This window comes from Candidatus Hydrogenedens sp., from assembly GCA_035361075.1.
Classification (GTDB): domain Bacteria; phylum Hydrogenedentota; class Hydrogenedentia; order Hydrogenedentales; family Hydrogenedentaceae; genus Hydrogenedens.
The window spans coordinates 128,839-149,516 of record DAOSBX010000002.1; the positions used below are offsets into that span (position 1 = coordinate 128,839).

Below are 20,678 nucleotides of genomic sequence, written 5' to 3' on the forward strand. Positions count from 1 at the left end.
ACAAAGGAGACATGGTATGGGTGCAATTACATGTAAATTTGGTGGAACCTCACTCGCTGATGCCAATTGTATTAAGAAAGTAGCAGAAATTATTTATTCATCACATGATAGAAAATATATCGTCCCTTCTGCCCCAGGAAAAAGAACTGCAAACGATAAGAAAATTACAGACCTTCTATACTTATGGTATAACATCGCCCGAGAAGGATTAGACCCATCAGAACCCGAAAAAATTATCAGAGAACGTTTTTCAACTATAGTCTCGGAATTAGGTCTTAAATTAAATATAAACTCAGAGATAGATAATATTGCAAAAAATGCAGACAAATATGACACCCCTGATTATATGGCTTCACGTGGTGAATATCTCAACGGTAAGATTATTGCAGAATATCTAAATGCAACATTTGTTGACCCAGCCAGTTATATATTCTTTGACGAAACAGGTTCTTTAGATACAAAAACATACAATATCTTAGGAGAGAGATTACAAGGTTCAGGATTATTTGTTGTTCCAGGATTTTATGGGTCAATGCCCGACGGAACCATTAAAACATTTCCTCGAGGAGGAAGTGATATTACAGGTGCCATTGTTGCACGTGCTACTAAATCAATTCTATACGAGAACTGGACCGATGTCGATGGCTTTTGTATGGCTGACCCGAGAATTGTTCCCAATGCAAAAAGAATCGAAGAAATCACATATCAGGAGTTAAGGGAATTATCGTATATGGGTGCAACTGTTTTGCACGACGAATCAATTTACCCTGTACTGGAACCAGGAATTCCAATTCATATTAAAAACACAAAAAATCCCGATAACCCAGGAACATTAATAGTCCGAAGTAGAGTTCCGAAAGGACCTGTTTGTGGGGTTGCTGGCTTGGCGGGGTTCAGTATGATTAATATCGAAAAAACATTCATGAATAAAGAAAGGGGATTTGGATTAAAAGTACTATCAGTACTCGATGAATATGATATTCGTTGGGAACATATGCCCACAGGTATAGACACAATGTCTATCATCATACGAAACAGTGAATTAGGGAATAAAGGACCATTAATTGTTGAGGCAATAAAAAAACGGTGTGAAACAGATGATGTCACCTTAACCAAAGGACTTGCTATGATTGCCACAGTGGGCATGGGTATGAATCATCATATTGGGGTAGCCGCAAGGTTATGCACTGCATTAGCAAACGCCAAAGTAAATATCAGGGTTATTGACCAAGGTTCATCAGAAATGAATATCCTTGTCGGTGTTAACGAAAATGACCTGAACACTGCTATCGAAGCAATTTATAAAGCATTCGAAAATTGGGATTAAGCAAAGGTATTACCCATTTAATTTCAATAAAGATTAAAAAGGAAAAATCTTCTATGCGTGGAACAAAAATAATTTGCACCATGGGACCTGCAATAGAGAACAAAGAGATGATTCAGTCCTTAATCTCAGCAGGAATGGATATTGCCCGTCTCAACTTCTCCCATGGAACCCATGAAAGTCATAAAAATATGTTCCATGCCATACGAGAAGTAAGTAATACATTAGATAAAAAAATTGGAATCATTATTGACTTACAAGGTCCTAAAATTAGAACTGGTTTGCTTGAAAATCATAAATTGATTGAATTAATTAGGGGTAAATATATAACAATAACCACGGAGAACGTTGTAGGGAATTCAAACATAATATCAACTGATTATAAATTTCTTCCCGAAGAAATCCATATTGGGGATCGGATACTTCTTGCTGATGGGACAATGGAATTAAAAGTCGTTGAAATAACCCCACCAGAAGTTAAATGCGAAATTATCCGTGGAGGACTTTTAGGTGAACGGAAGGGAATGAACCTACCAGATATACCCATTAAAATTCCGTCTATGACAGAGAAAGATTGGGATGATCTTGATTTCGGGATATCTTTGGGTACTGATTATTTTGCACTATCTTTTGTTCGCTCTGCTAATGATATTTTACAAGTTAAAAAAAGACTCCAAGACAAAAGTAGTTCTGCAAAAATAATAGCCAAAATAGAACGTCCAGAAGCCTTAAAATGCATCGATGAAATCATAGAAGTTACAGACGCCTTACTTATTGCAAGAGGCGACCTTGCAGTTGAAACAACACTTGAAGAAGTACCTTTAGTTCAAAAAAGAATCATTCGAAAATGTAATCAGGCTGGAATTCCTGTTATAACTGCTACACAAATGTTGGAATCTATGACTGAACATCCTATCCCAACACGAGCAGAGATGACAGACGTTGCGAATGCAGTTCTTGATGGAACAGATGCAGTAATGCTATCTGCTGAAACAGCCACAGGCAAAAATCCAATTACAGTGGTAGAAGTTATGTCGAAAATAATCCAATGCGTCGAAAATGACCAAAAATATTTTGAATGCCCTTTTGATAACTTATGCAAATCATTTTCAGAACGAACAAAAATTTCACCAGAAATTCAAAAAATTGAAGATAGCGCCTCTGCTGTTGGTAAAGCAGTAAAACAACTCACCAATATATTAAATATCAAAGGAATTGCCTGCTTCACATTTTCAGGTTATTCAGCATTAGCCATATCAAATACAAAACCAAAAGTACCTATATATGCTTTAACACCAAATGATAATGTAGCAAGACAATGTTCCCTTTATTGGGGGGTTCAAGCAATTCTGATACCACCCGTCCAAACAATTGAGGAGATGTTACATATGGTTGAAAAGACATTAATTACACAAAAATATGTTGAACGAGGTGATATAATAGTCATTGTGGCTGGGTACCCTTTGTCTGTTGCTTGTCCAACAAATTTTATCAAGGTTCATGTTGTATAACATGGATAAAAAACAAAACACAGATTGGTATATTCAGGCTTTCGATAAATGGTATCCCATTGTTTATCAACAGCGGAACGAACAAGAAGCAAAAGAACAAGTCAATTTTGTGCTTTCCGAATTAGATTTATCTCCACATCACAAGGTCTTAGACCTATGTTGTGGTTATGGAAGACATATTCAATATATAAAAGAAAAAATACCCACTACCATAGGAATTGACATTTCTACATATCTCCTAAGAAAGGCACAGGAATCATTAAAAAATACAGTGATTATAGTTAGGGGTGACATTCGTTGTCTTCCCTTCAAACACAACACTTTCGATGCAGTGCTAAGTTTCTTTACAAGCTTCGGCTACTTTGCTAATGAAAAGGATAATATTAAACAAATAAAAAATGTATATAATGTATTAAAAGGAAATGGACTTTTCTTCCTCGATTATTTAAACCCTGAACAAGCAATAAATATTAAAATGAATAGAACAAAAAGAATTATTAATAACTACACTGTTATTGAAACACGTTGGTATGATGACAAAACAAAAATACTAAAGAAAAAAGTAGAAATATTTTCAGATGAAAATACAATAATGACAACTTATGTTGAACATGTTCGTATCTACATGTGTAGTGAATTAGAAACCATGTTAAAACAAAATAATTTTGCCATTATGAAAACATTTGGTGATTACAAAAAGAATAAATACACAGAACTCAGCCCAAGATTAATAATAGTTAGCAAAAAAAATGAATAAACTATACTTCGATTATTTAAATGGAAAAAATGATTTAAGAGAATTTTATTCTTGGCTCCCTGGTGATTCCATTGAAAACTTCCTTAATCAATACCTTAATCAAAGGGAAAAAGTGAGAGGAAATGAAAAAGAGGAAAACAAACAACATATCAATATCATTTCTGGACAACAACCTGCACTTTTAGGTGGTCCTTTTTATACCTTTTACAAGTTAGCTACATTAATAAACATATCAAATCACTATGGGAAAATAGTTGACCACCACTTAAAACCTATCTTCTGGGTTCATTCTTGGGATCATGATTGGGAAGAAGCATGTAATATCCATTTCCTAACGTATGATTATCAAATATATAAAATGAATTACAAAATTGAGGAAGAACAAAAAGGAAAATCACTTTATAAAATAGATATAAACGCAGAAAATATAATAAATGAGATAGAAACATTAATCTCAAAAGTAAAAGGTTCAGAATATACAAAAGAGATAAAGGAATTCCTATGCACATCTGTTGTGAAAAATAAAAACATTGCAGACTGGTCAACCGATATTTTGAAAGAATTTTTTAATGATGAAGAAATAATATGGTTTGAGCCACATAAAATAACAGAACATACAAAATTACAAAATGTAATTAACACTGCAATCGAAAATCATGAGGAACTACACGACTGCTTCCAAAGAACAAATGAAAAATTAAAACAATTAGGCTATAAACTTCAGGTTCATAAGCTCCCTATAGATGTCTTTTTTTTCCTTGAAGAAAATGGATATAGAAGAAAATTAATATATGATAAAAAAGAATTTTTATCCGTTGCTTCAGGACATAGATATACAATAAAAGAATTAAAGGAAATATTAAAATACGAACCTGAACGATTCTCTCCAAACCTTATATTACGGTGTCTCTTTCAACAATTATTATTCCCCTGTGTAATGTATATAGGCGGTCCCGCTGAAATAGCATATTGGGCACAACTAAAAGATTTGTTTACTTATTTTAACCTTTCGCTACCAATAATATATCCAAGGAAAAGATCAATTATAGTACCACCAAAAATAAAAAAATGGATGGACGAGTTTGGAATTTATTCTCAACTTAAAGAGAACAAAAGTCTCAAAATTAAAAAAGATAGTTATATTAATTTAAATGTAGAAACGGAAATAGAAATCGTAAAAAATGAGTTGATACAATCAATTCATTTATACGCAAATAAAATGAAAAAAACATTTCATACAGATATCGAGATATTCCAAAATCAAGAAGTACAATTCCTTAAAAAGATTGAATATGAGATAGAACGATACAAAAACGAACTTATAAAAATGTATATCAATAAAAACAAACAGATGCAAAACCGCATTAACGCTATTGAAAATACTATTTTACCCTTAGAAAAAGAGCAAGAACGAGTATTCTCACCTATATCTTTCATTTCTGAATATGGAAAACAATTCGTAATAAATATATTAAAAAATATAAATATTAGCTCATTTGACATAGAGGTAATTGAATTATGAATAAAATAGATGTTTTAGCTTTTGGTGCACATCCAGATGACGTTGAATTGGGGATAGGTGGGACATTGGCAAAACTTATAAAACAAGGGCTTAATGTTGGCATCATTGACCTTACAAGAGGGGAGATGGGCTCCCGTGGAACCGTTGAAGAACGATTAGAAGAGGCAAAAAATTCTGCGTCTATTTTAGGTGTATCTATACGTGAGACCTTAGCATTACCAGATACAGATATTCGGATAAACAAAGAGCAAAAACTTCCACTCATCAAAATAATCAGAAAGTACAAGCCAAAGATGATACTTGCCACAATGCCCGATGACAGACATCCAGACCATCATAATGCTCACTTTCTTATTCGTGAAGCTAATTATTTTGCTGGGGTACATAGTATCAATACGGCTCAACAACCATACCGATGTCCTTTACTATTATATTACTATCCTTACTATGAAATAAATACCCCTGATTTTATAATTGACATATCAGATTACTATGAAACAAAAATTGAGGCTTTAAATGCATACCGTTCTCAGTTCTTTAATCCCAACTATGTAGGTCCTGAAACCTTTATTTCCACAGAACGTTTTTTGAAAAGTATTCAAGACCGCTGTCTCTATTGGGGAAGCAAAATTAATGTGATGTACGGAGAAACCCTCTATAAGAAAGAACCTATACCAATAAATTTAGAATATTTGCTAAAATAAAACAATGAGAAAAAAAACACAAAAACTCAAAATAGGAATCAGTTGCTACGCATCCACAGGAGGAAGTGGCATTGTCGCAACCGAATTGGGTTTAGCGCTTGCCCAAAGAGGTCACGAAGTACACTTTGTTGTTGAACAAATCCCATTCCGATTAAGAGATAATTCTGAAGGTGTATTTTGTCATGTCGTTGAACCTATTAACTATCCAGTTCTTAAACAACCCCCATCATTTTTAACAATGGCTTCTCGAATTGCAGAAGTTGTTGAAGAAAATTCAATACAATTATGGCATGCCCATTATGCAATTCCCCATGCAAGTATTGCACTCCTCGCTAAAGAAATGCTACCACCGCCATTAAGATTTTGTCTCATAACAACCCTACATGGAACAGATATTACCATTGTAGGTGCAGACCCATCTTTATACAGGGTAACAAAACATGCAATGGAGAATAGTTGTGCAATTACTGCGGTCTCCGATTGGCTCAAAAAAGAGACTGAACGCGAATTTAACCTTTCCAAACCCATCCACAGAATTTATAATTTCATCAAACCTTCACGTTTTCAAAAAATAAAAAAAATAAACACTCCATGGCTTGATAAAAACAAAAAAACAATTATGCACATTTCTAATTTTCGAGCCGTAAAAAGAGTAACTGATGTAATCCGTGTTTTTGCTAAAGTCGTTGAACGAATAGATGCACAATTAGTCATGGTTGGTGAAGGTCCCGAACGAATTTCTTCTGTTGGCGTTGCCCGTCAATTAGGTATATTAAATAAAATAAAATATATTGGGAATTATCCACGCATAGAAGAACTACTTACCTCTGCTGATTTAGTAATTCAGCCGAGCGAACATGAAAGTTTTGGCATGGTCGCACTGGAAGCAATGTCAGCAGGTGTCCCAGTAATTGCAACTCGAAGCGGAGGAATACAAGAATTGATAGTCGATGGTGTTACAGGGTTTTTATGTGAAGTAGGGGATATTGAAACCATGGCAGATTGGGCTATACAAATTTTATTTGATGATAAATTAAAAAAAGAGATGGGCAAACATGCAAAACAAAGAGTACGAGAACAATTTAGCGATGATAAAATAATACCTCAATATGAAGAACTATATATAAACACATTAAACAAATATAAATCATAAGAAGAATAACTATGAACAAAAAAGACATAATAAGAATTGGCATTTTTTACGATGGTAATTTCTTTTTCCACGTGAGTTCATATTACCGTTACGTTCACCCTCCTAAAAAACGAATTTCTATAAGTGGATTGCATAATTTCATAAAAAATAAAATTGCAGAGTTTGAAAAGGTTGAATCTAACCTTGTTCATATAGTTACATCCCATTTCTTCCGTGGCAGATTATCTGCAAAAGATGCAGAGCTTGAAGATAGACTTTATTCCGAGCGTGTTTTTGAAGATATATTAATGAACGAAGGTGTAATAACCCATTACCTGCCAATAAAAGTAAAGAGCGACAAAAGACATGAGAGAGGCATAGATGTATGGCTTGCATTAGAAGCATACGATACTGTTATTCAGAAAAAACTCGATGTACTCGTGCTTATCACTGGTGATGCCGATTTTATTCCATTAGTAAAAAAAGCTCAATCAGCCAATGCAAAGGTAATGCTCTTAGGATGGGACTTTAAATATACAGATGAGTCAGGAGTAGATTGTTCCACAATTACCTCTGCAGAGTTATTAGAGTCCTCTACATATCCATTAAATATGCACAACTTGATTGAAAAAGGACTACAAGAGGAAGACAATGACATATTAAATCTGTTCTATGATATTAAGGAAGAACAACAAGAATCACAAACCAAAATAAAAGAATATTTTCAAGGTAAAATACACTCCTTAAAAGAAGGTTATGGTTTTATTTCATGCCAGAAATTTCCAAAAAATGTTTTCTTCCATTATTCCGCCTTAAAAAATCAAAACTTTCAAGATTTAGTAGTTGGTCAAAAAGTTGAATTTTTAGTTCATGAAGCTGACAAAGGTATTGTTGCTCAACCCGTAATTGTTATAAATAATCCAACAAATAATGATTAATTAAAATTACATTTATTAATACATTTGATTTACTCTTTAGGAAGTTCGTTGTACCAGGGCAATTCCTCTTTTTTCTCTATCTGAACACCTTTTTCAGGATACCATCTCTTATTATCAGGTGTAATTGAGACCCATTCATATTCACCTGTATCTGGATATAAGGCATATAACTTCCCTCCTTTAGGAACAAAATCACTTCCATAACCACCTAATCCTGTGGCTCTTCCATATATAAGGTCCACACCCTCAATAATGCCCGAATAATCATTTACATGGTCATGACCACATATACACGCTTTTAACCCTGGTATCTTCTTAAGATAGGCAAGCGATTCACCACGTTCTGCTTCATAACATACATTCTCAAATTTAACACCAGAAGCCACTTTACTTTCCCAAATAGTATGATATTGATATATTGGAATATGGCACACCATAAAAGTAGGAATGGAAATGTTTGCGTTGGCTTCAGCCCATTGTGAAACCCATTGTCGCTGTTCGTCTCGCAAACCAACATTATTTGAATTGAGACAAACAAATCTCCAGAGACTCTCGCCACTTGTTTTTGCAACAATTACCTCGTAATTACCCTCTGCTATCCCTCCGCGATACATCGAATTCTTCCCTTTTGCCAGAATGTCATGCCCCTTCGTATAATCTGACAATTTATCATGATTACCCCAAGTATACAACCATGGCACTCCAAGCGACCCAAAAAATTCAACAGCTGTTTCAAGATATGAAAGCCCCCTACCAAAAGCATTCTCATTCCAAACATCGCCTGTTATAGCAATTAAATGAGGTTGTGTAAGGTCAATCAGTTTTTTAATTATCTCTTCTGTCGTTTTATCTATGTTCTTATCTTTTCTATATGGATTAAAATGAATATCCGTAAATTGAAGCAATTTGATACTCTTCTCATTACCAGATATAGTTAATGTATACTTATTTTCACTAACCGTATTTGATTTTTCCATCCCGACAGGTGATTTTGAAGTTTCATTTCTTGCAGATGCTTTGGAACTACTCACTATTGCAGTACCAGCTGACACTGAACTTACAATAAAAAAACGTCGTGTTATCTTCATACTACTCATAGCAAAACTTCCTTCTTGTTTGTAATTATTGAATAAAGTTTAACAAAATATAGAACTAAATATGGAATTGTAAAAAACAATAAATTAACAATGAAACAACACTTCTTAAAAGTTGATTCAAATATAAGACTATCAATTTACGACTTTGGTGGCATAGGACCTCCATTAATTTTCTGCCATTTCACAGGTGGATTAGGAATGCTATGGCAACCAATTGCAGAAAAACTGCTCACCAAATTTCATTGTTTTGCTTATGATGCAAGAGGCCATGGAAATTCCAGTAAACCCGATAATATTAACTTTTACGATTGGAATAAACACTTAAGAGACCTAATCGCTATAACTGAATATATCAAAAATACAACAAATAAACATCACTTTTATGGTGTAGGTCATTCATTTGGTGCTGCCTGTCTAAGTCAGGCAACCTTATTTAATAAGAATATTCAATGGAAAAAAATAATTCTTATTGAACCTATTATTGGTCCCGATATATTTGATTTTAGACAAGAAATAATGTCTGAAATAGCCAGAAAACGGCGACCTATGTTTAGCAAAGAACAATTAGATAATCAGTTAAGGAACAAACATCCTTACAAAAGCTGGGACATGAACATGTGGGAGATATATAAAAAACATGGATTCATAGTAAATGAAAATAATGATTATTTATTAAAGTGCAGTCCAGAAATAGAGTCATATCAGTATTTATTTGGAAACCCTAAAGGATGGTTTAATAAACTGAAGAAAATCCATGTACCTACCTTAATCATCTACGGCGAAAAAAGTGAACTATTACCCATCGCATATTATCAATTAGAACAAATACCAAAGGCATTTCTTGTAAAAATTCCTAAGGCAACTCATTTTATCACACAAGAACATCCCCAGACCATAGTTAACTGGATAAAAAACTGGTTCTAAAAATTTGACTCCAACTATTAAAATATGTAGAATATAGATAATTATTTACACTTCTAATAAAAACAATAAATATAATTAAATTTTTTTATATGTTTAAGATTAATTGTTTACAAAAATACAATATAATATTAATTGTTTTATTTCTTGTCGGAATATCTATTACCTCAACTACTTCTTCAGAAGAAATAAAAGAGGAACAACCCAAAAATCTTCGAATTCGTTTAGGCTTTGAAAATATGTTCCATGCAGGGGAAGCATCAGACAAAGCAGATGAAATATTTTTCAATCCTACAATTGATATTGAGAAAAAGGTTTCGCCAAGAACAGCACTTTCATTAAGATGTATCCCTGCATTTTTTTATATTCAAGATAAAAATATAGAGGAAGTGTTTGGAGCAGGCGTTGGGGGCACAATAAGAATTTATATCAAAAAAGAAGAACGTGGTTTTTTCTCAGAAATCCATGAAGTTATTTTGTTTCATAAGAACAAATTTGAAGGTAATAGCTCAAATATAAATTTTTATTCATCATTAGGTATTGGCTATCAATTCAATAAAGAATGGGATATCCTTTTTCAATTAGGACACATTTCAAACGCTGATCTAAAAGAGAACAATAAAGGCACCGACCTGATGGGGATAGGTATCGGCTATACTTTCTAACACTTAATTAAATACGCATTGTATGAAGGTTGGAAATGAACTCATTTAGCATATTAACGCTATGTGTATAAGGAAATGTTCCAGAATACCCTGGCTTCAGATTTACCGTCTTAGAATTTATATCTTCAACAAGAATATAGATAGGGGTTTCATTTGGACTCTGTAAAAAATACCGAAATTCAAACACATCATCTGTTGATAACTTAAACGTTTTTTCATAATCAATAAGAACAACATCAACGTTATTTTTTAATAATGTCTCTCTCAAAAGGTCTATATCATTTAAAAGAATTACCTCATGCCCCAAAGCTTCTATTTCATGTATTATTGGATAGACCTTGAAGCTATCACTTACAATTAAAATTTTTAACATGTTTTCTGCCTAACATTCTATTACATTATACAACTTTATAATAGAAATATAACACTTTTGACAATGAATATATTTCATATATAAAATATAATTAATGAAGTACTTCATAAAAAGGAGTTTTATATGACATTTAGATTATTTACTATTCTTAGTTTATTTATTTGTCTTTCACACTCAAATATGAGTTTATATGCACAGGATAAAACTGAAGATAACTCCGTCGAGAAAAATCAGGAAGTTACTCCAGACCAACAAGAAAATATATCTCCACCACAAAATGAAGAAGACATTAACATTCCAGGCGATGTTATTTATTTGAAATCAGGTAAAAAGATGAAAGGGGTACAAGTATTAAGAGAACTTCCAGATAAAATTGAAGTGCAAATAAGTGAAAATATCGAGCCTCTCATTCTCCCGAGAAGACTTGTTCAAAGTATCGAATATGACAATATAGACCCCTTGAAAGAAAAGAGACTCAAAGAAGAATTAGCAAAGACACAGTCAAATACAGAAAATATTATTCCAGGAGAAGAGTTATCAAAGGAATTTAACCAAAAAATGATAGCACCACTTTCTGACCAACCTATTGTATATGAAAATGAAGGTTTGTTAAAAATCTTGAATGATTTGACTAATAAAATAGGGGTTAAACTTGAAGTTGATGAATCTATCAAAACAATACCTTTAGAGCAAAGAAAAAAAAGTTTTAATATTTCTCCAGGAACTTCATTATATAAATTTTTACAGACTGATTTTGCTACTGCCTATCCTATGATTTCCGTAATATATAAATATGATAAAGTCAATATATCATTAAAGACCGCTCCTACCCTTTCACAACCACCAACTGAAACCGCACCACCTCAACAATAAATCTATTACAATTTTCGCTATTTTTGCATAGATAATTGAAAGTTATATTTACCACTTAGAATTTTAAAATGAATGTTATTGTCAATAATTTTTATCTCTTTAATATCGCTACATGTATCTAACTCGTTATTATCGATTAATATTTTTTCAAACTGTTTTGGAACAATTACTGTCCCTTCACAATTGGGTGGTAACAACAATTCCCATGAAATACAGCCATCATGCTTCACCCAAACAGAAAGGTACTTACCACGGGCACTTTCATAACTACAATTCACCTTTTCAATAGGAAGTAAAAACATAGGGTTCAAAATAACTTTATTAAAAGCACAAGCATCGGGTGTCGGTCTTATACCACCTAAATACTTATAAAACCACTCACTCACAGAACCAAACATAGGATGATTATGTGAAAAAGTATTGTCACTAAAATCCCAATGCTCCCAAAGTGTTGTTGCACCATTTTCAATCATATGAACCCAACCTGGAAATTCTTTCTGTTCTACTATGCCAAGAGCAAGTTCTGATTTTCCTAAATCAGACAAAACTCCCAATAGATATTTTGTTCCAAATATACCAGTTGTAAGCTTTTGACCTCTAAAAACAACATCATCAACTAATATTTTCCCTGCCTGTTGTAACTGGTTGGTATCGCCCATACAAAACGCTATATACAATGCTTGATTTGCTTGTGAACCAATACCAATTTTACCATCGCTGGCATAGAATTTCTCGTTAAATTTTTGTTTAATTTGTTGTGATAATAATTCATAATATTTTATATCTTCTTCTATACCTAAAATACCCGCCAATTTCTGCATTATAACTGCATTTAAATAATAATAGGCAGTAGCAGTTACTTCTTCTTGTTTCGGTACTATGCTTTCATGGTCACCGATACACTGTGTTTGAATACCATCCTTCGCACTTTTAACTAATAACTCAAGCCATTTCTTCGCATGCGGGTATTGTTCGTCGATAAGAGCGTTATCTCCATAATATTGGTATAAATTCCAAAGTAGAAATGGGTGTACTGTTCCCCATGCAATAGGACCAGAACCATCACCTAATCCCATATCTGCAATTCCAACAAATGGCGCTGTTTCGGTAAAACCACCATTAGGTCTTATCTCATCAGCAAAGTCACGCACCACTTTGCGATAAAAAGCACTCATATCATAATTAAACATGGCATACTCACTGGCAGAAACAATATCGCCTCCATAACCAAATTTTTCACGATGCGGACAGTCTGTTTCTACGCTATGTAAATTACTTAGAAGCGTCTCTGTGCATAACTTTTGGATCTGATTAATATAGGTTTCCGATGTCTCCAATGAACCAACATTCTCAACAGCGGTATGAAGCCTTTCTGACCAGATATTATTTTCTGTTATCTTTTCCAATCCCTCTATCTCAATATAACGAAAACCATGGTATGTAAAATGAGTTGTTAATTCCTCATTATCCACTCCTTTTAATATAAATACATCTTTTTGCTCAGCAGTAAATGGCCTATCACTTACTTCTGGCACATCATGATTTTTAATTTGCCCACAAACAGAGGTCATGGGATTTAAACTCCCATCTGGATATAACAATTCACCATACCTAACCTGAATTTTTTGCCCACGTGTTCCTGTTGTAATGATATGTATCCTACACGCACTATTTTGCCCAAAATCAACGAGCCACTTTTGCTTATCAATTTCTTTTATACTGACTGGTCGATATTTCTTCCCTACCTTTATAGGTGGAATAGGTTGAGCAATCATATTCCCTAAGTTAGGTTTTAAATTAACAATTGCATTAAACCAACCAGATTCATCAATATTAGGATTATCGTTCCACCCTTCTATATCTTTTGTCCCATCATATTCTTCACCCAAATATATATTGTTTTTGACAATAGGGGATAAGGTCACTTTCCATGTTTCATCTGTGCCAATAATTGTTTTTGTTCCATCCTTGTATGAAATTTCTATATCCGTTCTTAATTTTGGTATGCCAATGGTTAAATGTTCCCTGAGATTGTATCTTTTCCACATTTTTAATGGGAGTGGATTATACCAGCCAGAACCTACGTATGCACCAATAATATTTATATCTTTTTTTAAATAATCAGTTATATCATAAACACTATAAAATACTTTTTTGGAATAATTAGTCCATCCAGGGTCCAATTCATGGTCACCTACTTTCTTACCATTGATAAAACATTCATAATAACCTAAACCACTTATATACATTCTTGCTTCTTCTATTTCTTTTTCGACAGGTAATGTCTTTCGGAAAATTAATGCTGGATTGAAGTGATATATCTCTTTATCACTCATATTCCGTGGATATAGAGTTTCTGGTGGCTCTATCCATTCACCCTTCCAATTTTCATTTTCAAGCAAACCTGTTTCCCACCATGAAGGCTCACTATAATTAGATACCCTTCCTTTCTGGTCCCAAATTCTAACCTTCCACCATATTTTTGTCTTAGGAAGCAACGGTTTCCCTTCATACTTTACCTGAAAATTATCGCTATCTACCTTCCCCGTATCCCATAAATCACCAATATCATTTTTAATATCATCAAATGTCGATGAAACTAAAATTTGATATGACTTTTGAAATAAGCCTCTTTCATTCGTGATAGCCTCTAATTTCCATGTTAAACATGGATTTTTCACATCCAGCCCTAATGGACATTCTAAATATTCACATCGAAGGTCATAAATGTGGATAGGGGAGAGGCTATCTGCTCTTGCCTGAATAAATAAGGAAACACAAATAATCATCTCAAATAAAAATATTCTAAACATAAGTATCCCTTTCCTTTCTATTTTTAATGTTTATTCTAAGTGCCAATTGCTGAGCTAAGAGTTAGCATCGGTAAAAGCATAGCAATAACTAAAAAACCAATGATAACGCCCATAATAACAATTAATAAAGGTTCGAACAAAGTAACCATCGCTTTCACTGCCCGATCTACCTCAATATCATAAGCATCAGCAATCCTTTTAGCAATAATACCGATTCTACCACTCTCTTCACCTACAGCGAACATACTTATAACAATAGGTGGAAAATGTGGACATCGCTTCAAACTATCGCTTATACTTTCCCCTTCCTTTACCGAATCATGTGTGGTTGCTACTTCTCCTTTAACTATTTCATTAGTCATCGTATCTGCGGTAATCTTCAATGCTGTTAATACAGGAACTCCGTTATCCATAAGAGTTCCAAAAGTTCGGGCAAACTTCGCCATTTCATAACGTTGAATAACACCCCCAATAACAGGAAATCCCAATAAAAAACGGTCTTTTTGTTTCCTCCCTTCTGGTGTCCGAAAGAAATACGAATACATCACTGTAAAAAATAAAATAAACCCTAAAATTACAGCCCACCACCAATCACCCATAAAACCACAAAATTTCATTACAATAACAGTTGGCAAGGGAAGTTGTGCATTAAAATCTTCAAACACAGCTATAAATTTAGGAAACACAAATGAAACAAGTATAAATATTGCAATGCTACCAACAATAAGCAAGAATAACGGATATATAAGTGCCGATATAACCTTGCCCCTTAATTCTTCTTCTTGCTCGCTAAATGCTACAATTCTCCACAATACCTCATCTAACATGCCTCCCGTTTCACCTGCCCGTATCATACTACAATACATTGGCGAAAAAATCTTAGGATGCTTTTCAAACGCATCCGCAAGGTTACTCCCTTTCTGGACATCATCATAAATCTGTTCAATAACTTTAGCCATCGCTTTATTTGGTGTTTGCTCAATAATTGTCCTGAGTGCACGAGTTAACACCATCCCAGACTCAAATAAATTAGCTAATTGTCTCAAAAATATATTTCTATCTTTTAGGCGAATACGTTCCCATTGAGGAAATTTTATTTTGTATTTAGACTTTTTATCATCAGATGCACCTACACTTGTTTCTTCTACCCTTAATGGAAAATATCCTAATTCCCGTAGACGACTTATAACAGCCTTCTTAGATTCCGCTTCCATTTTGCCCTTAATAATCTCTGAAGGTCCCTTTTTTACCTCATATTCAAATACTGGCATGCATACCCTCCATTATTTCAGCATCCGCTGTAACACGAAGTACCTCTTCTATAGTAGTTAAACCCTCGCATATCCTTTGCCAGCCAGAAGCACGTAATGTTTTCATCCCTTCACTTATAGCCTGCTTTTTAATTGCCACAGATGTTGCCCTTTGAACAGTCATCTCTTTAATTGTTGGGGTGAAAGGCATAATCTCACAAATAGCCATTCTTCCACGGTATCCCGTATATCTACAATGTTCACAGCCTTTCCCTTTATAAAACACTCGATTCTGTTCATCCCTTTTCACACCAAACTCCGCCTCTAAAAGATATGCATCAGGTGTATCTTCTATTTTGCATTCAACACATATTTTACGTACAAGTCGTTGAGCCATTGATGCTATCATCGTACTTGAAATTAAAAAGGGTTCTATACCCATATCAATAAGTCGCGTAACCGCACCAGGAGCATCGTTCGTATGAAGTGTACTTAAAACGAGGTGCCCTGTTAGACTTGAACGTATAGCCATTTCTGCTGTTTCATAATCACGAATCTCACCTACTAACATAATATCAGGGTCATGACGTAACATCGAACGGAGTCCAGTAGCAAAATCAAAACCGATTCGTGGGTGCACCTGCATCTGCGTAATACCAGGCATTTGGTATTCAATCGGGTCTTCAATAGTTATGATTTTACGGTCTGTCTTATTTAATTTATCCAGAGCAGCATAAAGAGTTGTTGTTTTTCCACTACCTGTTGGACCTGTAACCAAAATAATGCCGTATGGTTTTGTGATAAAAGAATTAAATAATTTTATATCATCAGAAGAAAATCCCAATTTGTCCAATGATAAAAACATCGAAGTCCGTGATAGTATTCGTATATTGATAGTCTCACCATGTGGAGTAGGTAATATAGATACACGAAGGTCATATTTCCCATCTCCTAAATTAGCAAGTATTTTCCCATCTTGAGGCAACCTTTTTTCGGCAATATTAAGATTTGCCATGATTTTTATTCGTGAGACAATTGAAGAGTGGAAATTGCGAATTGAAGGAGGAACTGGAACTGGATGTAAGATACCATCTATACGAAATCGAACACGAAGATAATCGTCAAATGGTTCTATATGAATATCTGTTGCCTCTGCACGAATGGCCTCTGCAATTAACTCATTTACGAATTTAATAATCGAAGCATCAATTGTCTCATCACCTAAATTTGCACTTACGGATACCGCCTCTAAACTAACCTCTTCAACCTGATGCTCTTCACTAACCAGAATCCGTTCAACTGTATCTGCACCAACTCCATAATAATCTTTAATTGCTTTTTGTATTTCTTTCGGCGTCGTAACAACTGGCTCTATTTTCCGCTTTAATACGAGCCGTATATCATCAAGCAAACTTGCATTTAACGGGTCTGATATTGCAATCACCAACGTGTTATTCTTTTCTTTGATAGGTATAAATTCATAATGTGTAGCAAAACGTGCAGGAATTGATTTTATTAAATCTTTAGGTATTTCTATTTTCGAAACAATAACAAAATTTAATCCACAATAATTTGCAAGAACAGTATATATATTTTCTTCTGAGACAAATCCCTTTTGGATTAGAATCTGACTAATAGAAATACCTTTTTCATTTGCCTCTTCACGAACTTTTTTTGCCTGTTCTTCCGTAATAATACCTTCTTTTACGAAAAACTTTTCAAAGCCTTTAGGCTCTATCATAAATAATTTTATCCTTTATATGAATATCCAAAAAATATAGATATATTATAAACAAATGACAATATAAGATTGCATTGGTGGGCTATTCAGAATAGGATACTAATTGGGTTAGTGCATCGTATGCAAGATTATGAAGAGGTCTGGATTCAGAATGGGCTACAGATTGAAAATAGGTTTTTGCCTTCTCCACATCTCTCATCTGATTCCAGTAAATATTCCCTATGGCATAATTTAATTGTGCTACTGCAGATGGTTCTGTTAAATATCCTCGAAGATTCTCAAGTGCTCGAATTTGCTTTTCTGGTGTCTGATTTGTAGGCTCAATAACACAATCTATCATGGATGCTATTGCTAAATTGGCAACCATAGTTCCTGGATATTTGGATACAATCATTTCTAATTCACGAATAGGATTTTCCTTGTTAGAAAGCGCTGAGTTCAATGCATACAGAGGTTTAAAGTTTTCATTCTTCGTCTCTTCTAATAAATTATAACGATAAATTGCTTCTTGCGATGAGGAAAAGATACGAGGATAATTTTGCCGTAACTGAGAGTAAAGACGATGTGCTTCATCATAACGTTCAGAAGAAGTATATTCAAGGTCTGCCAACATGAGAAGTGCTTGTCCAGCAATTGTTTCACCTGGATGTGATTTGATAATCTCCTTCAATTTCTCTTTTTGATTTTCTAATGGACCCTCATAACTCATATTTTTTGCATTCTCATTTCCAATATGCAATGCAACATTGTTGTTTCTTATATTTGAAATTTCATAAAGAAAATACGAACCAAGCACAACTGTTGCCATAACTATTATTACTGCCATACCCAACGCTAAACTTCTTGCTGGACGAAATGTAATAAGAACATTACTCTTTGAATCAGTAACTTTGCTCATCACTTGTGGCAAAAGATTTATATTATTTACATCAATTTCACCATACAATACCTCTTGGATTTGCATTATTTGGTTTGCAAAACCGATCATTTGGTGATACTGTTCTTTACATCTCTGACATTTACCAATGTGCGTTTGAAGTTTCTTTTTCTCTACATCATCAATCTCTTCATAACAAGCAGTAATAATTAACTTTTCGTAATAACTGCATGAATGAAAAAGGCAGTAAAACCATGAAGATAAATCTTTAATCATAAGTCAATATTCCCTAATTCTTTACGAAGTTTTTGCAATGCTCTAAAAAGATGAACTTTTACACTACCGACGGTGCATCCTAAATGCTCCGCTATTTCATTCAATGAATATCCTTGATAATGCCTTAACATAAATACAGTTTGTTGAGTTTTTGATAATCGGGTTAGTGCCATACGAATTCGCTCATCAATTTCTTTGGCACGTGCTAAATCTAAAGGACTTTCAGGAGAAGGTATATGCCTAATTTCATCTTCGCTAACTCTGGCAATATTTTCATTCAGACTTTCATGGTCTGTTCTTTTTCTCTTCCGCAAATAATCTATCGAGCGATTTACTGCTAACCTTAACAACCACGGGAGAAATGTGCCTCGTGGTTCCCATTGATTTATCTTTTCGTATGCTTTTAATAAGACCTCTTGCGTCACATCTAAAGCGTCCTCTCGGTTACCAGTTACTCGATATGCAGTTGCATAAACTTTTCCTTGATACCTACGAACAATTTCTTCAAAGGCTTGTAAATTGCCTTCTTTCCAAAGAATTGCTAAGTCTTCATCACTGCAATTATTAAAATTTATGTTATTTTCTTTACTTTTCATTTATTAAACGCTTTTTTCTTACTTAATGTTAACTATGATTTTTCAAATTATTTATCTTTATATTTATATCCTTTAAATCCTTTGCGGTTCTATAAATCGACATTATTTTCAAAGGGTCAATCTCCGCAAGGATATTATGAATCGCACAAAAAACATAACCACTATCTTCTGCTAATATTGGAACTACTTCAGAAACCTGTGTTTTTACATCATCTACCGTACCTAACGGCAATACCTTCTGGGTATCTATTCCACCTCCCCAAAGTACTAATTTCCCTTTACATTTCTCTTTCCACTCACGAACACTATAGTTGCCCGCTGTCCACTGGACAGGGTTCAGCACATCAAATTCTGATTCAATAACCAAGTCTATTATATCGTAAATAGCCCCACAACTATGAAAAAAGGTTTTTATCCCTGACGATATACTGTGAATATACCTATTAAATTCTCGATAATAAGGGAGAAACAACTTTTTAAATATATCTGGCGAAGCAATAAGATTATTCTGTGTCCCCCAATCATCAGCATTACACATATATACATGTATATACGGTGCTACCTTTGGTAGAAATCGTTCCAATTCAGAAATTGCATGATTTAGCATCAACTCATGTAGTTCCTTTACCTTTTCCTCATCCACAAGACAAAGCAAAGGGAAATAACCTAATCCTCCAAAATTCCCTATTCCAATCCCTAACATAGGTCCATTAAGGAACAAAGCCCTATCAGTTTCTTTATAAACCTTTTCGCAGATATTTATTGTCTTTTGAATAATCTCATCCGAAAATCTATTAGCCAATAAGTCTTCTTTTATTTTTCCTAAATCCAATTCAGGTAACTCTCCCTCAAAGTATACAGGCTGTCCACCATGCTCAGAGTCAAACACATAGGAATTTTTAGGCATTCTTAAATGATAGTCTGGCTGAGTAACAGTTCCATCTTCAAGAACATAAAACCGTTTAGCATTAATAACTTTTGCATCCAAACGACCACCAAAATCATAATTTTCCCATGTAACATCATTAGTGTACCCATTAGCAAACCCCATTCTTACTGTAATAACATCACAATCCAAAGAATTAAGCACATCCAAGTCTGGTAAAGCAAGCATTTGGTTTGTATCATGGACATAAGGTAATCTTGGAGATAAACTCAAACTCTGAACTAATTTCGGGTATGCAAAAGCACTTATTCCTGTGGAGTCCATCCCCCCTAAATCCATAGGAACTCGATCAACATCCTGAAAATTTAATGCACGAATTACCCGTTCTCTGTGTGTCATTATTATTGCCTCTTATAAATAAA

Annotated in this window: 18 protein-coding genes; 10 read left to right on the forward strand and 8 right to left on the reverse strand. The window is 34.0% G+C overall.

The genetic code is table 11. The annotated features are described in order from the left end of the window. Nucleotides 1-16: 16 nt before the first annotated feature. Genes PLJ10_01190 through PLJ10_01220 form a run of 7 tightly spaced genes read left to right on the forward strand, consistent with a single transcriptional unit; the run spans nucleotide 17 to nucleotide 7,888 of the window. Nucleotides 17-1,327, forward strand: a complete 1,311-nt coding sequence (locus PLJ10_01190) for an aspartate kinase (protein HOK08257.1) — start codon at nucleotides 17-19, stop codon at nucleotides 1,325-1,327. Nucleotides 1,328-1,380: 53 nt separating this feature from the next. Then, a complete protein-coding gene (gene pyk / locus PLJ10_01195) occupies nucleotides 1,381-2,835 on the forward strand; it encodes a pyruvate kinase (GenBank protein ID HOK08258.1) in 1,455 nt (484 codons plus the stop codon). A 1-nt stretch (nucleotide 2,836) separates the two neighbouring features. Beyond that, nucleotides 2,837-3,592 carry a class I SAM-dependent methyltransferase gene (locus PLJ10_01200; GenBank protein HOK08259.1) on the forward strand — a complete coding sequence of 252 codons (756 nt, stop codon included), beginning with the start codon at nucleotides 2,837-2,839 and terminating at the stop codon, nucleotides 3,590-3,592. After that, nucleotides 3,585-5,114: a bacillithiol biosynthesis cysteine-adding enzyme BshC gene (gene bshC, locus PLJ10_01205; protein HOK08260.1), complete on the forward strand. Its 1,530-nt coding sequence runs from the start codon at nucleotides 3,585-3,587 to the stop codon at nucleotides 5,112-5,114. The genes PLJ10_01200 and bshC overlap by 8 nt, the downstream gene beginning before the upstream one ends. Next, on the forward strand, nucleotides 5,111-5,818 hold the full coding sequence (gene bshB1, locus PLJ10_01210) for a bacillithiol biosynthesis deacetylase BshB1 (GenBank protein ID HOK08261.1): 708 nt from the start codon (nucleotides 5,111-5,113) through the stop codon (nucleotides 5,816-5,818). Before bshC ends, bshB1 begins: the two co-directional genes overlap by 4 nt. Nucleotides 5,819-5,822: 4 nt before the next feature. After that, nucleotides 5,823-6,971: an N-acetyl-alpha-D-glucosaminyl L-malate synthase BshA gene (bshA, locus tag PLJ10_01215; GenBank protein HOK08262.1), complete on the forward strand. Its 1,149-nt coding sequence runs from the start codon at nucleotides 5,823-5,825 to the stop codon at nucleotides 6,969-6,971. An 11-nt stretch (nucleotides 6,972-6,982) separates the two neighbouring features. Next, complete coding sequence (locus PLJ10_01220; protein HOK08263.1) at nucleotides 6,983-7,888, forward strand: NYN domain-containing protein; 906 nt, start codon at nucleotides 6,983-6,985, stop codon at nucleotides 7,886-7,888. 29 nt (nucleotides 7,889-7,917) lie between these two features. Here PLJ10_01220 and PLJ10_01225 read toward each other — a convergent pair whose 3' ends face one another. Continuing rightward, nucleotides 7,918-8,985 carry a metallophosphoesterase gene (locus PLJ10_01225; GenBank protein HOK08264.1) on the reverse strand — a complete coding sequence of 356 codons (1,068 nt, stop codon included), beginning with the start codon at nucleotides 8,983-8,985 and terminating at the stop codon, nucleotides 7,918-7,920. A gap of 90 nt (nucleotides 8,986-9,075) precedes the next feature. On the opposite strand from PLJ10_01225, the gene PLJ10_01230 reads away from it, so the two are divergent. Next, nucleotides 9,076-9,909 carry an alpha/beta hydrolase gene (locus tag PLJ10_01230; GenBank protein ID HOK08265.1) on the forward strand — a complete coding sequence of 278 codons (834 nt, stop codon included), beginning with the start codon at nucleotides 9,076-9,078 and terminating at the stop codon, nucleotides 9,907-9,909. An 89-nt stretch (nucleotides 9,910-9,998) separates the two neighbouring features. Beyond that, nucleotides 9,999-10,571, forward strand: coding sequence for an acyloxyacyl hydrolase (locus tag PLJ10_01235; protein ID HOK08266.1), 573 nt, complete (start codon nucleotides 9,999-10,001; stop codon nucleotides 10,569-10,571). Between the two features lie 7 nt (nucleotides 10,572-10,578). Here the strand turns inward: PLJ10_01235 and PLJ10_01240 are convergent, their stop codons facing one another. Next, nucleotides 10,579-10,944 carry a hypothetical protein gene (locus tag PLJ10_01240; GenBank protein HOK08267.1) on the reverse strand — a complete coding sequence of 122 codons (366 nt, stop codon included), beginning with the start codon at nucleotides 10,942-10,944 and terminating at the stop codon, nucleotides 10,579-10,581. A gap of 123 nt (nucleotides 10,945-11,067) precedes the next feature. Here PLJ10_01240 and PLJ10_01245 point away from each other — a divergent pair, with 123 nt between their 5' ends. Next, nucleotides 11,068-11,817: a hypothetical protein gene (locus PLJ10_01245; GenBank protein ID HOK08268.1), complete on the forward strand. Its 750-nt coding sequence runs from the start codon at nucleotides 11,068-11,070 to the stop codon at nucleotides 11,815-11,817. A 17-nt stretch (nucleotides 11,818-11,834) separates the two neighbouring features. Here the strand turns inward: PLJ10_01245 and PLJ10_01250 are convergent, their stop codons facing one another. The 6 genes from PLJ10_01250 to PLJ10_01275 all read right to left on the reverse strand — a co-directional run bounded on the left by PLJ10_01250 (nucleotide 11,835) and on the right by PLJ10_01275 (nucleotide 20,655). After that, nucleotides 11,835-14,630: a family 78 glycoside hydrolase catalytic domain gene (locus PLJ10_01250; protein HOK08269.1), complete on the reverse strand. Its 2,796-nt coding sequence runs from the start codon at nucleotides 14,628-14,630 to the stop codon at nucleotides 11,835-11,837. 35 nt (nucleotides 14,631-14,665) lie between these two features. Then, nucleotides 14,666-15,901: a type II secretion system F family protein gene (locus PLJ10_01255; protein HOK08270.1), complete on the reverse strand. Its 1,236-nt coding sequence runs from the start codon at nucleotides 15,899-15,901 to the stop codon at nucleotides 14,666-14,668. Continuing rightward, complete coding sequence (locus PLJ10_01260) at nucleotides 15,888-17,621, reverse strand: GspE/PulE family protein (protein ID HOK08271.1); 1,734 nt, start codon at nucleotides 17,619-17,621, stop codon at nucleotides 15,888-15,890. The genes PLJ10_01255 and PLJ10_01260 overlap by 14 nt, the downstream gene beginning before the upstream one ends. 82 nt (nucleotides 17,622-17,703) lie before the next feature. Next, nucleotides 17,704-18,774 carry a hypothetical protein gene (locus PLJ10_01265; protein ID HOK08272.1) on the reverse strand — a complete coding sequence of 357 codons (1,071 nt, stop codon included), beginning with the start codon at nucleotides 18,772-18,774 and terminating at the stop codon, nucleotides 17,704-17,706. After that, complete coding sequence (locus PLJ10_01270) at nucleotides 18,771-19,370, reverse strand: RNA polymerase sigma factor (GenBank protein HOK08273.1); 600 nt, start codon at nucleotides 19,368-19,370, stop codon at nucleotides 18,771-18,773. Before PLJ10_01270 ends, PLJ10_01265 begins: the two co-directional genes overlap by 4 nt. A 28-nt stretch (nucleotides 19,371-19,398) precedes the next feature. After that, on the reverse strand, nucleotides 19,399-20,655 hold the full coding sequence (locus tag PLJ10_01275) for a uroporphyrinogen decarboxylase family protein (protein HOK08274.1): 1,257 nt from the start codon (nucleotides 20,653-20,655) through the stop codon (nucleotides 19,399-19,401). Between the last annotated feature and the right edge of the window lie 23 nt (nucleotides 20,656-20,678).

Bases quoted from the DNA above. Each gene is read 5' to 3' on its own strand.
- PLJ10_01200 (HOK08259.1), top strand. From the start codon at position 2,837: ATGGATAAAAAACAAAACACAGATTGGTATATTCAGGCTTTCGATAAA.
- PLJ10_01250 (HOK08269.1), bottom strand. From the start codon at position 14,630: ATGTTTAGAATATTTTTATTTGAGATGATTATTTGTGTTTCCTTATTT.
- PLJ10_01230 (HOK08265.1), top strand. From the start codon at position 9,076: ATGAAACAACACTTCTTAAAAGTTGATTCAAATATAAGACTATCAATT.
- PLJ10_01225 (HOK08264.1), bottom strand. From the start codon at position 8,985: ATGAGTAGTATGAAGATAACACGACGTTTTTTTATTGTAAGTTCAGTG.
- PLJ10_01220 (HOK08263.1), top strand. From the start codon at position 6,983: ATGAACAAAAAAGACATAATAAGAATTGGCATTTTTTACGATGGTAAT.
- PLJ10_01270 (HOK08273.1), bottom strand. From the start codon at position 19,370: ATGAAAAGTAAAGAAAATAACATAAATTTTAATAATTGCAGTGATGAA.
- PLJ10_01255 (HOK08270.1), bottom strand. From the start codon at position 15,901: ATGCCAGTATTTGAATATGAGGTAAAAAAGGGACCTTCAGAGATTATT.
- pyk (HOK08258.1), top strand. From the start codon at position 1,381: ATGCGTGGAACAAAAATAATTTGCACCATGGGACCTGCAATAGAGAAC.
- PLJ10_01240 (HOK08267.1), bottom strand. From the start codon at position 10,944: ATGTTAAAAATTTTAATTGTAAGTGATAGCTTCAAGGTCTATCCAATA.
- PLJ10_01235 (HOK08266.1), top strand. From the start codon at position 9,999: ATGTTTAAGATTAATTGTTTACAAAAATACAATATAATATTAATTGTT.
- PLJ10_01245 (HOK08268.1), top strand. From the start codon at position 11,068: ATGACATTTAGATTATTTACTATTCTTAGTTTATTTATTTGTCTTTCA.
- bshC (HOK08260.1), top strand. From the start codon at position 3,585: ATGAATAAACTATACTTCGATTATTTAAATGGAAAAAATGATTTAAGA.
- PLJ10_01190 (HOK08257.1), top strand. From the start codon at position 17: ATGGGTGCAATTACATGTAAATTTGGTGGAACCTCACTCGCTGATGCC.
- bshA (HOK08262.1), top strand. From the start codon at position 5,823: ATGAGAAAAAAAACACAAAAACTCAAAATAGGAATCAGTTGCTACGCA.
- bshB1 (HOK08261.1), top strand. From the start codon at position 5,111: ATGAATAAAATAGATGTTTTAGCTTTTGGTGCACATCCAGATGACGTT.
- PLJ10_01260 (HOK08271.1), bottom strand. From the start codon at position 17,621: ATGATAGAGCCTAAAGGCTTTGAAAAGTTTTTCGTAAAAGAAGGTATT.
- PLJ10_01275 (HOK08274.1), bottom strand. From the start codon at position 20,655: ATGACACACAGAGAACGGGTAATTCGTGCATTAAATTTTCAGGATGTT.
- PLJ10_01265 (HOK08272.1), bottom strand. From the start codon at position 18,774: ATGATTAAAGATTTATCTTCATGGTTTTACTGCCTTTTTCATTCATGC.